The organism is Microvirga solisilvae, assembly GCF_022808595.1.
Classification (GTDB): Bacteria; Pseudomonadota; Alphaproteobacteria; order Rhizobiales; family Beijerinckiaceae; genus Microvirga; species Microvirga solisilvae.
In genome coordinates this window covers 105,688-120,447 of sequence record NZ_JAKUCN010000005.1, presented here as the reverse complement: position 1 = coordinate 120,447, position 14,760 = coordinate 105,688, and the positions used below count along the sequence as shown (strand labels likewise).

Below are 14,760 nucleotides of genomic sequence, written 5' to 3'. Positions count from 1 at the left end.
CTGCCCTTGTTGAAATATGGCTCCTCGAATTGACCATGCTGCTCTGTGAACGCCAGTACAATGTGTATGCTCTATTCGGGGATCCGAATCTTGAACCCCCTTGGATCGAGGCCCGTTGGCGCGAGATCGCCGCGATCCTCGATCCCCTTTTAGCGGCTACGGGCAGCAAGGCTGCCGTCCGCTCGACGCAAACTTACTTTCCTCCGGGATCGTCAGCAGCTCGCCCCATGTCTTTTGGCCGGATCGGATGGAACGACAAAGGGCATCAGAAGTGGACGCATTCCATGTCTGGCCATGTTGGAGGAGAAACATCGGTCAAGTTTCTTGATGCAGAAATATGGGCTCCCTCATGGAATGACATGGTCAAGGATCAGAAGGCGCCGGATCTTTATTGCTCCATCGTCAACAAGGCTCACTATTCTTCATCGGATTTCAACCCGCTGTACATACTGGCGGTTGCTGCCGACCATGCCGAGCTTCAGGAAGCAACAGCACGGGAAGCCGCGAGCCTGATTGCTGAAACGATCGGCTCCCTGATGCGCGTTCACTCTCGCCGCCCATGGGGCTACTCCCTCCCCGGTGGAGGGTTCGAGGGGGCAATTCAGGATCTATCCGTCGTTGGACTATTCCAGCCTGGGATGGGCAATCAGCGGCCCCTATCGCCCTCATTGCTCAAGGGTGACTGGACGCAGTTCTAACCAGGATCTCAAATAAAAATACCCAGCGTAGGCTGGGTATTTTCTTTTGCTTGTGATGTCAGTCCAACTATGCGGCCATATCCGCGCGAACCTTGGTGCGGAACTCATCGATAGAGATGAGCTTGCCGTTGCGCTCGACACACCAGAAGGTCCAGCCGTTGCAGGAGGGGAAGCCCTGCGTGAGCGCGCCGATCTTGTGGATCGAGCCGACGATGGGGCCAAGCGCCAGCGTGCCGTCGGCGCGCACCACCGCCTTATGGCGGCGGCGTTCGTCCACCAGCGTCTCACCGGCCTTCACGTAACCGCCTTCGATCAGCGAGAGGAACGGTACGCGCACTTCCGTGCGCTTCTCCGGCGGAGCGGCCACCGACACGTCGTCGAGCGGCACGACCGCGTCGATGCGCTTGCGCGCGGCCTTCGCATAGGTCGGATCGCGCTCGAGACCGATGAAGTTGCGGCCGAGCATCTTGGCGACGGCGCCGGTGGTGCCGGAGCCGAAGAAGGGATCGAGCACCACATCGCCCGGATTGGACGAGGAGAGCAGGATGCGGGCGAGAAGAGCTTCCGGCTTCTGCGTCGGGTGCACCTTTTTCCCGTCCGCATCCTTCAGGCGCTCGTCGCCGGTGCAGATCGGAATGAACCAATCCGAGCGCATCTGCACGTCTTCATTGCCGGCTTTCAGCGCATCGTAATGGAAGGTGTAGCCCTTCGAATCCGCGCCGCGTGAGGCCCAGATCATGGTCTCGTGCGCGTTGGTGAAGCGGCGTCCCTTGAAGTTCGGCATCGGGTTGGCCTTGCGCCACACGATGTCGTTGAGGATCCAGAAATCGAGATCCTGCAGGGCCGCGCCAACGCGGAAGATGTTGTGATAGGAGCCGATGACCCAGAGGGTCGCGTTCTTCTTCATCACGCGGCGCACGGCGGAAAGCCAGGCGCGGGTGAAGGCGTCGTAATCGGCAAAGCTCGCGAACTTGTCCCAGTCATCGTCGACGGCATCGACGAGGCTCTGGTCCGGGCGCGTCAGCGCCTGTTCGAGCTGGAGATTGTATGGAGGATCCGCGAAGACCACGTCCACGCTCTCAGGCGGGAGCTTCTCAAGATTGGCGATGCAATCGCCGAGAAGGATCTCGTTGAGAGGAAGAGACTTCGGCAGAACGGAGAGGGGCGTTTTACGCCCCGTCCGAGGAGCCGGCGCAGACCGCCCGGTACGCGAGACACTAATCCGGGAGGCGGCGCCGGCAGCCCCGGTACGCGAGGTACCCATGGGTGATCACCGGTTACGCAACTGACACTCAGGATCATCGTCCGTTAGGGTAAAGAACGCGTTTATGACGGAGAAAAAATGCGTGTTATTTTGGGTCGGCAAAACTTGCCGACTTATTGAAAAGATTGAGCTTTTTGGGTTAACGCGCGTTAGGTTTGGTTACAGGTCCAGTAACCCTTGCTTCAACGGCGCAAAACTCAGCCGATGAAACGGGCAAGGACCGTCGCTTGCGAGCACTGAAAGATGCGTTTTCGTGCTGTAGCCCGCATTGCTCGCGAATCCATAAGCCGGATAGGCCTCGCCGAGGCGGGCCATCATGCGATCACGCACCACTTTCGCGACGATGGAAGCGGCGGCGATGGAAGCGATGCTCGAATCACCCTTGATGACGGCTTCCGTGGCGCAGGGCAGGCGCGGCGGGTCGTTACCGTCCACGAAGGCCATGTCGGGCGTGCAGGGAAGGGCGGCCATGGCGCGGCACATGGCAAGCAAGGACGCCTGTCGGATATTGATGGTATCGATCTCCGCATGGGACACGGAGGCGATGCCGACCTTCGCCGTCGCCAGGATTTCCGCAAACAGCGTTTCACGCTTCTGGGCGGAAAGCGTCTTCGAATCCGCTAAGCCCTGAGGCGCGTTGCCGAGATCGAGCACGACCGCCGCCGACACGACCGGACCTGCAAGGGGACCACGCCCGACCTCGTCGAGGCCGACGATGCAGGTATAGCCCTGCGCGCGGGCTGAAAGCTCGCGGTCGAGGCCAAGGCCGGGTTTTTTCGTTGAGCGAATCGATGCGGTCATGGGCGGGATCAAAGCGGTACGCGCCGCTTCTATCATCCCCCTCTACCCCCCGTCATCCCGGACAAAGCGAAGCGGAGATCCGGGATCGGATTCAAGATAAGGCGCCAGTCTCGTCAAACGATCCCGGCTCGCCTTCGGCGTCCGGGATGACGCTCTCCGATTAAAACAGACTCAGCTGCCCCGTCTCCTTGGCCGGCGCCTGGAACAGGTCCTTGCGCAGGGAGAGGTTGCGCTTGTTCATGCCCAGCCGCTCGCAGGCGGTTTCGAAGCGGCGGCCGATCATCCAGGCATAGGGGCCGACGCCCGATTGGCGCGTGCTCCAATCGGCATCGTAATCCTTACCGCCGCGCGCTTCCTGCAGCAGCGAGAACACGTGCTTGAGCTTGTCGGGGTAATGCTCCACCAGCCAGTCGCGCATCAGATCCTTCAGATCGTGCGGAAGGCGCAGCAGCACGTAGCCCGCCTCCTGCGCGCCGGCCTGCTGCGAGACTTTGAGAATCTCCTCGATCTCGTGATCGTTGATGGCCGGGATGATGGGGGCGACCAGCACGCTCACCGGAATGCCGGCCTCCGAGAGCTTGCGCACGGTCTCCAGGCGCTTGGCGGGCGCGGCGGCGCGCGGCTCCATCCTGCGCGCGAGCGTCGGATCGAGTGTCGTGATCGAGAGCGCGACCTTGACCAGATGCTTGTCGGCCAGCTGGCTAAGAATATCGATGTCGCGAGTGACCAGCGCCGATTTCGTCACAATGCCGACGGGATGATTGGCGCGGTTGAGCACTTCGAGAATGGAGCGCGTGATGCGGAATTTCCGCTCCACCGGCTGATAAGGATCGGTGTTGGCGCCAAGCGCGATGGTGGTGGGCTGATAGCTCGGCGCGCGCAGCTCCTTTTCCAAAAGTTCGGCGGCATTGGGCTTTGCAAAGATCTTGGTTTCGAAATCGAGACCCGAGGAGAGACCCTGATAGGCGTGCGTCGGCCGCGCGAAGCAATAGGAGCAGCCATGCTCGCAGCCGCGATAAGGGTTGATCGATTTCTCGAAGAGAATGTCGGGCGAGTCGTTTTTGGTGATGATCGTGCGCGGCTTCTCGATGATCACCTCGGTGGGGAGGGAAGGAAGCTCCTCCTCAATATTCCACCCGTCGTCGAAGCTCTCGCGGGGTCCCGGCTCATAGCGCCCGGTCGGATTGGAGACGGCACCCCGGCCGCGCCTTCGGTCCACCTCCACCCGATAGGCCGGATCGTCCATGCGCCGCCGCGCAGCCTCTGCAGCCTCGATGGGCGAGCGCTGTACGGGCCTCGTGGGGGCAGGCTGATCCTTGAAACGGATGGACATGGCGGCCTCGGACGAATCTGCGGACAAAGAACATAATAAGAACAGAACATAATGAGAACAAAATCAAGAGGCGCCGATGAATATCTTGCTGGCGAGGGTTTATTCGGAGGGGCTATAGATAAGGACATGATCACCGTCCTTGTCCGCGTCACCCATGGGCCCGAGGCCCTGGCCGCCACATTGAGCGCCCTCGTGCCCGCCGTTGCGGCGGGGCTCGTGGGCGATGCCGTCATTCTGGCGCGCGAGCAGGACGAGGTTCTGGCGAAGGTTGCCGATGCGGCGGGCGCGAGCCTTGTCGTGGCGGAGAACGTTTCCTGGAGGGATGGGGTCGAAGTAGCCCGGCGCGAATGGCTGCTTTGCCTTGATGACGGCGACATCCCGCAGGAAGGCTGGATCCGGGTTCTCGACCGGTTCGTGGGTTTGGCCCAGCCCGAGCAGGGCCTCGCCCGCTTCCGCCGTCATGGCGCTGGCATGTCGGGCCTTATGCGCCGTGTCTTCCTGCGCTCAAGAATTCATGCGGGCGATCTTGTGCATCGCCGCGTGTTGCTCAACGAAGTGAAAGCCCGCACGCCCGTGCGCCTCTCGGCGCGGATCGAGCGCGATCCGGTGTTCGGTTAATTCAGCTCTGCAACTTTCCGCGCTTCAGGTGCTCATCCAAACGCGGCATGATCTCGACGAAATTGCAGGGGCGGTACCGGTAATCGAGCTGTGTCGCGAGAATGCCGTCCCACGCATCCTTGCATGCGCCGGGCGAGCCCGGCAGCACGAAGATGAAGGTGGCACTCGCAACACCTGCCGTTGCGCGCGACTGGATCGTGGATGTGCCGATCTTCTCGTAGGAGATGCGGTGGAAGATGGCGGAGAAGCCGTCCATGCGCTTCTCGAACAAAGGCTCGATGGCTTCTGGCGTTACATCTCGCCCCGTAAAACCTGTGCCGCCCGTGGTGATGATCACGTCGATGGCGGGATTATCAATCCAGCCTTTCACCTTCGCGCGGATCGCATCGATGTCGTCCGCCACGATGGCGCGCTCTTCGAGCGAATGGCCTGCCTTCGCGATGCGATCAGTGAGTGTCGCACCTGACTTGTCATCATCGAGGGAGCGCGTGTCGGATACGGTGAGCACCGCGATGGAAAGGGGGATGAAGGTGAGCGTTTCGTCGATGCCGGGCATGAGAGTTTCTCGCGTGATCGATGTGGTTGTAGCGTAGAGCTATTCATTCGACCACAGGCGTCATCCCGGACGAAGCGCAGCGCAGATCCGGGATCATCTTCAGGAAAAGACGCCATTCTTGTCATGCGATCCCGGATCGGCTTCGCCGTCCGGGATGACGTCTTTGTATATACTCTTAAAGCCTGCTCGCCCTGAACGTATCGCAGGCCTGCACCGAACCGCTCTTCAAGCCGGTCGTCAACCAGCGCATGCGCTGCTCTGACGAGCCGTGCGTGAAGCTGTCAGGCACCACGCGGCCTTGGGCCTGTTTCTGCAAGCGGTCGTCGCCGATGGCTTCCGCCGCGCGGATCGCTTCCTCGATGTCGCCCTGTTCGAGCGATTTCCAACGCTGATTGGAATGATGCGCCCATACGCCCGCCAGGCAATCCGCCATCAGCTCGACGCGCACGGAAAGCTGGTTTGCTTCCGAGCGGCTCACCTCCTGCTGGCGCTGCTGCACGCGCGGCAGGATGCCGAGCACGTTCTCCACATGGTGGCCGACCTCGTGCGCGAGCACATAGGCATAGGCGAAGTCGCCGCCTGCGCGGAAGCGCTGCTGCATTTCCTGGAAGAAGGAGAGGTCGATGTAAACGGTCTGGTCGAGCGGGCAATAGAATGGACCCATAGCCGATTGCGCGCCGCCGCAGCCAGAACGCGTCGCGCCGGAGAACAGCACGAGCTTCGGCTCGCGGTATTCGCGGTTGGCCTGCTGCGGCAGCACCGTCTTCCACACGTCTTCCGTGTTGCCGAGGATCGCGGCCGCGAAGCGGCCCATCTCGTCCTGCGGGGTTCCGGTCTGGCCCTGCTGCTGATAGCCCGATCCGCCGCCCGTGATCATCTCCGCGCCGCCGATGAGGATGCGCGGATCGATGCCGAGCGCCCAGCCGACAAGGCCGAGGATCACGATGGCCCCGATGCCCAGGCCTCCGCCGCCAGCCATGCCCATGCCACGGCGGTCTTCCACATTGGAGGAGGTTCGAAAGTCATCCCAGCGCATGATTCACCTACGAGCAGCAGCGCGATCGGCTGCATCAGCTTAAGGCGTAAGTATACGGACGAGTTCCGAAGGCCGGAAGAGAAGGCTTATTCCTTGGCGTCGAGCGCCCGGCGTAACGCCATGAAGTCACGCCAGCCGAGGCGTTTCTGCAGGGGCTGGCGCAGCAGATAGGCCGGATGCAGGGTCGGCAACGCGCGAATCTCGCGCCCATCCTCGGTCTTATAGGTGAGCCAGCGCCCGCGCGTGCGCAGGATGCCGTCCTTCAGGCCGAGCAGGTTCTGGGCGGCGGGTCCGCCGAGAAGAAGCAGGAAATCCGGATTGGCCAACTCGATCTGGCGCGCGATGAACGGCTTGCAGATCGCGATTTCCTGCGGCGTCGGCGTGCGATTGCCTGGTGGGCGCCAAGGCACGATGTTGGCCACGTAAACCTGGGTCCGGTCGAGGCCGATGGTGGCGAGCATCCGGTCCAGAAGCTGGCCGGAGCGGCCCATGAAGGGCTTGCCGATCCGGTCCTCGTCAGCGCCGGGGGCCTCGCCCACCAGCATCACCCGGCCTTCCGGGTTGCCGTCGGCAAAAGCGAGATTCTTGGCCGAGAATTTCAGGGCGCAGCCCTCGAAACCGGCAAGGATCGTCTCAAGCTCTTCGAGGGATTGCGCGTGGCGCGCCTGCTCGCGGGCCATGAGCGCAACCTCGTCCGGCGCGCTGGCGGCAGCCTTCGGCAAAGCGCGCGACGGGGCAGGCGCGGCAGGAGAGGAGGCAGAGCGTGAGGGCTGGCCCTGCGGGGCAGGGCTTGCGGATCGGGCCGGTTCGGGCTTGGGTTCCGCGAAACGGTTATGCGGGGTCTCGTCCAGGGCAAGATCGACCCCCGCCTCGACATGGAAGTCGAGGAGCGCCTTCAAAGCATCGCGGTCGGAAGGGAGATCCTGCATGGATCGTATGTAAGCATTCCGGGGCCGATGAACAACTCAGGACCGCACTAAGCCCTGAGGAATCATCAACTTTGCTGACCCTGGCCCTTCGCTCAGGAAATCAGGTCGAAGAGCGTCGGACTGTCGTCGCGCCGGGCGTCTTCGATGGCGAGCAGCCGGCGCTTCGTATCGCCGCCGCCATTGGCCGAGAACCCGCCGAGCTTGCCGCCTGCCGCAACGACCCGGTGGCAGGGAACGATAATGGGAAACGGGTTCTTTCCAAGCGCCTGACCGATCAGCCGGGCATTGTCGACACCAATCCGGGAGCCGATTTCTCCATAGGTCAGAAGCCGCCCGGGCGGGATGCTTGAAGCGACCTCATAGACTTGGCGGTGAAGCTCCGGCACGCCTTCCATGTCGAGCGGAACATGGGACAGATCGCGCGCCTCGCCGTTCAGCAGGGCGAGGATATCCGCGATGATCGCCTGAATTTCTGCCGGAGGAGGGGCTTCCGAAAGTCCCGGAAAGCGTTGTGCAAGGCGGCTCCGTGTCCTGGAAGCATCATCCTCCGGCAATTGCACGCCAACGACCCCGCGCTCGTTCCACGCAAGGCCGCAGATGCCGATAGGCGTGTCGAAAAGCGTATAGAACGCTTCGCGGTCGGAGGGGTGATCCTGCATGAGCCTATTCTAAGCCTCCTGAAGGAGAGGGACAACTTTAGGATAGCCTTGGCCTGTTTGCCGTTGAAACGATGGTCATGATCGGCTTTCGGCATAACCTTATGCTGAAAGGGAACTTTCCGGTTGAGATCAATAAAGCTAGGACAATTCCAAACTAGTCTGCTCTTGAGAACCGCACTAGATTGTTCATATGTAAACTATCTGGTCCTCAAGTCGCGTACAGGAGAGAGCGCTCATGTCCGATCTGCCCGCCCGTGAATCCATGGAGTTCGACGTCGTCATCGTCGGCGCCGGCCCTGCGGGCTTGGCGACAGCGATCCGTCTGAAGCAGCAGGCGGCCGAGAAAGGCGCGGACATTTCGGTGGTCGTGGTGGAGAAGGGCTCCGAGGTCGGCGCTCACATTCTCTCCGGCGCGGTGATCGATCCGATCGGCCTCGATGCCCTCCTGCCGGAATGGCGCAACGATCCGGACCGTCCGCTCAAGACGCAGGTGACGGCGGACGAGTTCATGTATCTGGGCCATGCGGGCGGCGTGAAGCTGCCCAACGTGTTCATGCCCAAGCTCATGAACAACCACGGCAACTTCGTGGGCTCGCTCGGCAACGTCGCCCGCTATCTCGGCCGCAAGGCGGAAGAGCTGGGCGTCGAGATCTATCCCGGCTTCCCGGCCTCGGAAGTTCTCATCGAGGACGGCAAGGTGGTGGGCGTCGCCACCGGCGATATGGGCATCAGCCGCAACGGCGAGCCCAATGCCAATTTCACCCGCGGCATGGAGCTGCGCGCCAAGTACACGATCTTCGGCGAGGGCGCGCGCGGTTCGCTCACCAAGCAGATGGTGGAGCGCTACAAGCTCAACGATGGCCGCGACCACCAGAAATACGGCATCGGCATCAAGGAACTGTGGCAGGTGAAGCCCGAGAAGTTCCAGCCGGGCCTCGTGCGCCATTCCATGGGTTGGCCTTTGCCGAACAATTCCGGCGGCGGCTCCTGGCTCTATCATTTCGACGACAATCTCGTGTCCGTCGGCTTCGTGGTTCACCTCAACTACAAGAACCCGACGCTGTCGCCCTTCGACGAATTCCAGCGCTTCAAGACGCATCCGATGGTGCGCGACGTATTCGAGGGCGCCAAGCGCATCGGCTACGGGGCGCGCGCCATCATGGAAGGCGGCTGGCAATCCGTGCCGCGCCTCTCGTTCCCCGGCGGCTGCCTCGTCGGTGACTCTGCTGGCTTCGTGAACGTGCCGCGCATCAAGGGCAGCCACAACGCGGTTCTCTCCGGCATGCTTTGTGCCGATCATGTGTTCGATGCATTGCAGGCGGGCCGCGCGAACGACGAGGTGTCGTCCTATGAGGATGCCTGGCGCTCCTCGCCGATCGGCTACGATCTCAAGCGCGTGCGCAACGTGAAGCCGCTCTGGTCGAAATACGGCACGGCTGCGGGCGTGGCGCTCGGCGGTCTCGACATGTGGCTGACCGAAATTTTCGGCTGGTCCCCCTTCGGCACCATGAAGCACGGCAAGCCTGACCACGAATGCCTGCTGCCGCTCAATCAGGTAAAGCCGATCAAGTACGACCGTCCCGACGGCGTGCTCACCTTCGACAAGCTCTCCTCGGTGTTCCTGTCCAACACCAACCACGAGGAGGATCAGCCGATCCACCTCAAGGTGAAGGATATGGGCCTGCAGAAGGCATCCGAGCATGATGTCTATGGTGGCCCCTCGCAGCGCTACTGCCCGGCGGGCGTCTATGAATGGGTGGAAGGCGAGGGAGGTCCACGGTTCCAGATCAACGCCCAGAACTGCGTCCATTGCAAAACCTGCGATATCAAGGACCCGAACCAGAACATCAACTGGACCACGCCCGAGGGCGGCGGTGGGCCGAATTACGTGAATCTGTAAGACGAAGCGGTCATCCCGGACGGTTAAGCCGATCCGGGATGACCGCTTGGGCATTGTGCCGATTTATTCAGCCTCACGAGGCTTTTACGTCGCCAGCGTCAATCTTCCCCTTGCGACCGCTACAGGGAAACGCCATTCTCCGGCCTGATTTGGCGCACATCTCCTTCTGTACCCTACCTTGAGATGTCGCGATGATTGGAGCCGCACTTCGTGCCCACATTCAAATTACCTTTGTCCCGTAAGGGTTTGCCTGTTCTTGCTCTGATGGCGGCTGGCCTCGTGGCCGCGCCGGCCCTGGCGGCCAATACGGAGCCGAACGAGGTTCTGCGGCCCGCGCTGAGCCTGGAGGGGAACTTCCTCTCGGCCTATGTGGCCGGTTCCGCCCGCGATACGGAAGCCGCTGCCCTGTTCTTCCGCGAGGCGATTGCCGAGGATCCGAGCAACCAGGAGCTTCTGGAGCGGGGTTTCGTGGCTTTCCTCGCCAGCGGCTCCATGCAGGAGGCCTACCGGGCGGCCGAGCGGCTCTCCGCGCGTGATTCGTCCAACAACCTGGCCCAGTTCGCCCTGGCTGTCCGCTCCATCAAGGCGCAGAAATACACGGATGCACGCTCGCGCCTCGGAAAGGCGGCTCGCGCCCGTCAGGCGGACCTGACGGCGACGCTTCTGACCGCCTGGGCCTATGCCGGCGCGAAGGAGGGCAAGCAGGCCCTGACCACGGTGGACAAGCTGCGCGGCACGCCGGGCAACGATCCCTTCAAGCAATTCCGCGAATATCACGCCGCCCTCATCGCCGACGTGATCGGCAATGCCGAGGAAGCCGAGAAGCGTTTCAAGGCAGCCTATGAGGGCGAGAAGAACACCCTCCAGGTGGTGGACGCCTATGGCCGCTTCCTGGCCAAGCGCGGCAAGAAGGCCGAGGCGCTCGCAGTCTACAAGGCGTTCGACGAGCTCGCTCCGCGCCATCCCATCGTCAAGGCCGCCATGAAGGCGCTGGACGAGGGCAAGCCGCTCATGCCTCTCGTCACGAACGCGCAGGACGGCGCAGCCGAGCTGCTCTACGGCCTCGGCGTGGTGGGCAATACGCAAGGCGACGAGCTGACGGCGATCATCTATCTCCAGCTCGGCCTCGATCTGAAGCAGGACCATCCGCTGGCCCTGGTGACCCTCGGCGATGTCTACGAGCGCCTGAAACAGTACGATCAGGCCAACGCAATCTTCGACCGCGTGCCGAAAGACGCGGCCGTGCGCACCAGCGCCGATATCGCCATCGGCCAGAACTATGAGCAGATGGGTCGCGGCGATGACGCCATGACGCATCTCGACAAGCTCATGAAGGAGCGCCCGGACGATGTGGAAGTCGTCATGGCGCTCGGCAATGTGCAGCGCTCGCGCAAGAAGTTCGCGGAGGCCGCCGAGAGCTACGCCAAGGCCATCGAGCTGGTGGGCACGCCCCAGCGCGGGCACTGGATCCTCTTCTTCTATCGCGGCACGTCCTATGAGCGCGCCAAGCAATGGGACAAGGCCCAGGCCGATCTGAAGAAGTCGCTCGAGCTGGTGCCCGATACCCTGCCGGCCGGCAAGGCGCAGGTGATGAATTATCTCGCCTATTCCTGGGTCGACCGGAACGAGAATATCGACGAAGCCTTCAAAATGCTGACCAAGGCCGTGGAGCTCGCGCCCCGTGACGGCATGATCATCGACTCCCTCGGTTGGGCCTATTACCGCCTCGGCCGCTACGAGGACGCCGTGCGCGAACTCGAAAAGGCCGTGGAGCTGAAGGCCGGCGATCCGACGATCAACGACCATCTCGGCGATGCCTATTGGAAAGTGGGCCGCAAGGTCGAGGCCAAGTTCCAGTGGGATCACGCCAAGAACTCGAACCCCGAGCACGAGGATCTCGTGAAGATCCTACGCAAGATCGACCACGGCCTCGACGAGGTTGAAAAGAACCCGACGGCTGCCGAGAGCACACCTGCTCCAGCTCCCACACCGGCCGCGCAAAGCGGCGGCTGAGGATTGATTGCTCTTCTGAAATGGCCGGGTGCTCCCCGGCCATTTTCTTTTCCGGCCTGAACTCTTCCCATCAATGCCGCTCTCGGGCATGGAAGAGGCATGTCGCAGCCTCTCGCCACCCGCGCACCCGCCAAGATCAATCTCACGCTCCATGTGCTGGGGCGGCGGGCGGATGGTTATCATGCGCTCGAAAGCCTCGTGGCCTTCGCTCGCATCGGCGACGATCTTCAACTCGTGCCTGACTCCCAGCTCTCATTGCATGTCAGCGGTCCGACAGCGCCGCTTGCGGGAAACGACGCGGACAATCTCGTTCTGAAAGCGGCGCGGCTTCTTGCCGAGCGCGTCGATGGCCTGAAGGTCGGTGCCTTCCATCTGGTCAAACGGCTTCCGGTTGCTGCCGGGATCGGCGGCGGCTCGTCCGACGGGGCGGCTGCTCTGCGGTTGCTGGCACAGTTGAACGACCTGCCTCTTTCGCATCCCGCATTGCAGGAGGCCGCGCGCCTCACGGGCGCGGATGTTCCCGTCTGCCTTGATCCGCGTGCGCGCATGATGCGCGGAATTGGCGATGAACTCGGGCCTGCGCTGCCGATGCCTCCGCTCTTCGCCGTGTTGGTGAACCCGCGCGTGCCGGTTGAAACACCTGCGGTGTTCAAGGCGCTCGGCTTGCAGCCGGGACAGGCATTGGGGGGTGTGGCGCATCCCATTGCGAGCACGGCTTCGTTCAAGGCGCTGCTGCACCATCTGCGATCCGCGCGAAACGATCTTGAGACGCCTGCACGTCAGGTGCAGCCGCTCATCGGTGACGCACTCGCATGCGTGGCTAAAACCGAAGGTTGCCGTCTCGCGCGCATGTCGGGTTCTGGCGCGACGGTGTTCGGGCTCTACGACGATCCCCGTAGCGCGGCGGAGGCCGCTCGGGCCATTCACGCCGATCAGCCGGACTGGTGGGTCGAGGCGACAGAGCTGGAGTAAATGGCTGACCGCGAAAGTCTTTGCGGGGCCATTGAGTCTTTTTCGATATAAAATTATGTTTCGCCACTCCGGTGGGAGGGACGACTTTGGATTCGGACGACACGCTGAAGGTCGCGGGCGGCTGGCGCGAGCATTTGCCCAAGCTGCTCGGATTGGCAGGGCTCATCTGCATCGCCTATGCGGGCGCTCGTCATCTGTCTTTCTGGGTCATCCCCCTCGGCGGCCTGATTTTTGCCGCTGCCTCCATCATCGAGCGACGAGAACTATGGGCCTATGCCCTGTCCACGGAGAGCGTTGGGAAAGCCGTGCGTCAGGTGCTCCTCACCGTCGCCACACAGATTGTCGTCGTCGCGATTTTCTATCTGCTGATGTTCGGCCTTGCGGCCATCGTGACGGGACGCGCCACGTTCACGCCGTTCGGGATGCATGAAGCCATCGTGCTCCTCCTGACGGCTGCTTTCTTCAGCCTGGCCGCGATCCTCAAGCCGATGCTGGGAGCATCTTCTGTTCCAGACGACACGCTGGCCATCCTGGAAGAGATCGACGAGATCGCATCATCCTCCATCGTGATGCCGGTGCGCATTTTCCAGCTCGCATCGCGGATCGCCCAGCAGAGGCTCGGTTTCGCAGTGGGGCTGATCGAGCAATGCGCGGACAACGAGGAAAGCTTCCATGTGCGGCGTGTCGCTTTCACGGCCATACGCTTCATGGGACTGCGCGAAAATCCGCTGCTCGATGTGCGCGCGTTTCTCGACAAGGGCTTTGCGGATTCTCACCCTTGGGTGCGCTACGACGCTGTGTTCGCTGCTGAGAAACTCGGCTTCGACGATCCTGCCCTGCGCAGCAAGCTCATCGAGATGGCCGATGGCCTAGAGCCTCCACCTGAGGGTGAATCCATCACGTCGAGCGATGCCGATCTGCAATTGCGCGTGAGAGCAGCGCGCCTGTTGAGGAAACTCGAAACTCCCGCTGCCGCATAAGCGTCGGCAAGTTGGATGAAATAAAAAAAGCCGGACCATCTTGAGATGATCCGGCTTTTGCTTTCAGCGGGTCTTGGTTCTTACCAGGCCGGGATGATCGCGCCCTTGAAGCGCTCGTCGAGGAACTTCGCGACTTCAGGAGACTGGTAGGATTGCACGAAGGTCTTGATCTCCGCGCGGTCGTCGCCCTGACGAGCAGCGACGAAGTTCGCGTAAGGATTGCCCTCGCGCTTCTCCACCGCGATCGTGTCCCTGCGGATGTCGAGACCGCCGTTGATCGCGTGGTCGGTGTTGATCACGGCAGCATCCAGATCGGGCAGGGCGCGCGGCAGCTGGGCTGCATCGAGCTCGGAGAACTGCACGTTCTTCGGGTTCTCGGCGATGTCGAGCAGGCTCGGCGACAGGCCCTTGCCATCCTTCAGCTTGATGATGCCCTGAGCGGCAAGCAGGTTGAGCGCGCGGCCGCCATTGCTCGGATCATTCGGGATGCCGACCTTCGCGCCCTTGGGCAGGTCGGCAACGGCCTTCACCTTCTTCGAGTAGAGACCGATCGGCTGCACGAAGGTGAAGCCGACGGGAGTGATCTTGTAGCCGCGCGCAGCGATCTGCGCATCGAGATAGGGCTTGTGCTGGAAGGCGTTCGCGTCGAGGTCCTTACGCTCCAGCGCCTCGTTCACGAGGGCATAATCGGAGAAGGGCACGAGCTGAACGTCGAGGCCCTTGGTGGCGGCGACCTTCTTGACGACCTGCGCCACTTCTTCCTCGGCGCCGGACATGACGCCGACCTTGATGCTCTTCTGCTGAGCGGCAGCAGGCAGCGCCGCAGTGAGGGCGGCGATCGCGATGGTCGCGGACAGGATGGTGCGACGGGTGAAAACGGACATGGGAGTACCTTTCGGGCAAAGTGCGTCCAGGCTTCAACTTGAAGCCGGACATGTGGTTCTGGTTAGGAGAGAGAAAGGTCAGGCGTGGAAGCGACGACAGCCTTCAGCCAGCAAGGG

At 62.2% G+C, this 14,760-nt stretch carries 14 protein-coding genes; 6 read left to right on the top strand and 8 right to left on the bottom strand.

Features of this window, described 5'->3' with window-relative positions:
- Positions 1-29: 29 nt before the first annotated feature.
- A complete protein-coding gene (locus MJ639_RS11880; RefSeq protein WP_243372481.1) occupies positions 30-698 on the top strand; it encodes a hypothetical protein in 669 nt (222 codons plus the stop codon).
- A 67-nt stretch (positions 699-765) separates the two neighbouring features.
- On the opposite strand, the gene MJ639_RS11875 is transcribed toward MJ639_RS11880, so the two are convergent.
- The 3 genes from MJ639_RS11875 to MJ639_RS11865 form a co-directional block, all read right to left on the bottom strand.
- Positions 766-1,962, bottom strand: a complete 1,197-nt coding sequence (locus MJ639_RS11875; protein WP_243372479.1) for a site-specific DNA-methyltransferase — start codon at positions 1,960-1,962, stop codon at positions 766-768.
- A 159-nt stretch (positions 1,963-2,121) separates the two neighbouring features.
- Positions 2,122-2,763: a ribonuclease HII gene (locus tag MJ639_RS11870; protein WP_243372477.1), complete on the bottom strand. Its 642-nt coding sequence runs from the start codon at positions 2,761-2,763 to the stop codon at positions 2,122-2,124.
- 160 nt (positions 2,764-2,923) lie between these two features.
- Positions 2,924-4,009 (bottom strand): PA0069 family radical SAM protein, encoded by a 1,086-nt coding sequence (locus tag MJ639_RS11865; RefSeq protein ID WP_243373240.1) that lies wholly within the window; start codon positions 4,007-4,009, stop codon positions 2,924-2,926.
- Positions 4,010-4,222: 213 nt separating this feature from the next.
- On the opposite strand from MJ639_RS11865, the gene MJ639_RS11860 reads away from it, so the two are divergent.
- Positions 4,223-4,714 (top strand): hypothetical protein, encoded by a 492-nt coding sequence (locus tag MJ639_RS11860; protein ID WP_243372476.1) that lies wholly within the window; start codon positions 4,223-4,225, stop codon positions 4,712-4,714.
- Between the two features lies 1 nt (position 4,715).
- Here the strand turns inward: MJ639_RS11860 and moaB are convergent, their stop codons facing one another.
- The 4 genes from moaB to MJ639_RS11840 form a co-directional block, all read right to left on the bottom strand.
- Positions 4,716-5,270: a molybdenum cofactor biosynthesis protein B gene (gene moaB / locus MJ639_RS11855; protein ID WP_243372465.1), complete on the bottom strand. Its 555-nt coding sequence runs from the start codon at positions 5,268-5,270 to the stop codon at positions 4,716-4,718.
- 175 nt (positions 5,271-5,445) lie between these two features.
- Entirely contained in the window at positions 5,446-6,306 is an 861-nt protein-coding gene (gene ypfJ, locus MJ639_RS11850; protein WP_243372464.1) for a KPN_02809 family neutral zinc metallopeptidase, read from the bottom strand.
- An 86-nt stretch (positions 6,307-6,392) separates the two neighbouring features.
- Positions 6,393-7,235 carry a uracil-DNA glycosylase gene (locus MJ639_RS11845; RefSeq protein ID WP_243372462.1) on the bottom strand — a complete coding sequence of 281 codons (843 nt, stop codon included), beginning with the start codon at positions 7,233-7,235 and terminating at the stop codon, positions 6,393-6,395.
- Positions 7,236-7,327: 92 nt separating this feature from the next.
- Positions 7,328-7,894 (bottom strand): methylated-DNA--[protein]-cysteine S-methyltransferase, encoded by a 567-nt coding sequence (locus tag MJ639_RS11840; protein WP_243372452.1) that lies wholly within the window; start codon positions 7,892-7,894, stop codon positions 7,328-7,330.
- Positions 7,895-8,129: 235 nt separating this feature from the next.
- Between MJ639_RS11840 and MJ639_RS11835 the strand changes: the two genes are divergently transcribed.
- The 4 genes from MJ639_RS11835 to MJ639_RS11820 all read left to right on the top strand — a co-directional run bounded on the left by MJ639_RS11835 (position 8,130) and on the right by MJ639_RS11820 (position 13,759).
- Positions 8,130-9,794 carry an electron transfer flavoprotein-ubiquinone oxidoreductase gene (locus MJ639_RS11835; RefSeq protein WP_243372443.1) on the top strand — a complete coding sequence of 555 codons (1,665 nt, stop codon included), beginning with the start codon at positions 8,130-8,132 and terminating at the stop codon, positions 9,792-9,794.
- A gap of 210 nt (positions 9,795-10,004) precedes the next feature.
- Positions 10,005-11,807: a tetratricopeptide repeat protein gene (locus tag MJ639_RS11830; RefSeq protein ID WP_243372441.1), complete on the top strand. Its 1,803-nt coding sequence runs from the start codon at positions 10,005-10,007 to the stop codon at positions 11,805-11,807.
- 99 nt (positions 11,808-11,906) lie between these two features.
- Complete coding sequence (locus MJ639_RS11825; protein WP_243372439.1) at positions 11,907-12,779, top strand: 4-(cytidine 5'-diphospho)-2-C-methyl-D-erythritol kinase; 873 nt, start codon at positions 11,907-11,909, stop codon at positions 12,777-12,779.
- Positions 12,780-12,865: 86 nt separating this feature from the next.
- On the top strand, positions 12,866-13,759 hold the full coding sequence (locus MJ639_RS11820; protein ID WP_243372437.1) for a hypothetical protein: 894 nt from the start codon (positions 12,866-12,868) through the stop codon (positions 13,757-13,759).
- An 80-nt stretch (positions 13,760-13,839) separates the two neighbouring features.
- Here MJ639_RS11820 and MJ639_RS11815 read toward each other — a convergent pair whose 3' ends face one another.
- On the bottom strand, positions 13,840-14,643 hold the full coding sequence (locus MJ639_RS11815; protein ID WP_243372435.1) for a MetQ/NlpA family ABC transporter substrate-binding protein: 804 nt from the start codon (positions 14,641-14,643) through the stop codon (positions 13,840-13,842).
- Between the last annotated feature and the right edge of the window lie 117 nt (positions 14,644-14,760).

What these genes read in the sequence shown, in the direction of transcription:
- moaB (WP_243372465.1), bottom strand. Translation starts at nt 5,270, where the DNA reads ATGCCCGGCATCGACGAAACGCTCACCTTCATCCCCCTTTCCATCGCG.
- MJ639_RS11875 (WP_243372479.1), bottom strand. Translation starts at nt 1,962, where the DNA reads ATGGGTACCTCGCGTACCGGGGCTGCCGGCGCCGCCTCCCGGATTAGT.
- MJ639_RS11870 (WP_243372477.1), bottom strand. Translation starts at nt 2,763, where the DNA reads ATGACCGCATCGATTCGCTCAACGAAAAAACCCGGCCTTGGCCTCGAC.
- ypfJ (WP_243372464.1), bottom strand. Translation starts at nt 6,306, where the DNA reads ATGCGCTGGGATGACTTTCGAACCTCCTCCAATGTGGAAGACCGCCGT.
- MJ639_RS11815 (WP_243372435.1), bottom strand. Translation starts at nt 14,643, where the DNA reads ATGTCCGTTTTCACCCGTCGCACCATCCTGTCCGCGACCATCGCGATC.
- MJ639_RS11835 (WP_243372443.1), top strand. Translation starts at nt 8,130, where the DNA reads ATGTCCGATCTGCCCGCCCGTGAATCCATGGAGTTCGACGTCGTCATC.
- MJ639_RS11825 (WP_243372439.1), top strand. Translation starts at nt 11,907, where the DNA reads ATGTCGCAGCCTCTCGCCACCCGCGCACCCGCCAAGATCAATCTCACG.
- MJ639_RS11860 (WP_243372476.1), top strand. Translation starts at nt 4,223, where the DNA reads ATGATCACCGTCCTTGTCCGCGTCACCCATGGGCCCGAGGCCCTGGCC.
- MJ639_RS11865 (WP_243373240.1), bottom strand. Translation starts at nt 4,009, where the DNA reads ATGGACGATCCGGCCTATCGGGTGGAGGTGGACCGAAGGCGCGGCCGG.
- MJ639_RS11845 (WP_243372462.1), bottom strand. Translation starts at nt 7,235, where the DNA reads ATGCAGGATCTCCCTTCCGACCGCGATGCTTTGAAGGCGCTCCTCGAC.
- MJ639_RS11840 (WP_243372452.1), bottom strand. Translation starts at nt 7,894, where the DNA reads ATGCAGGATCACCCCTCCGACCGCGAAGCGTTCTATACGCTTTTCGAC.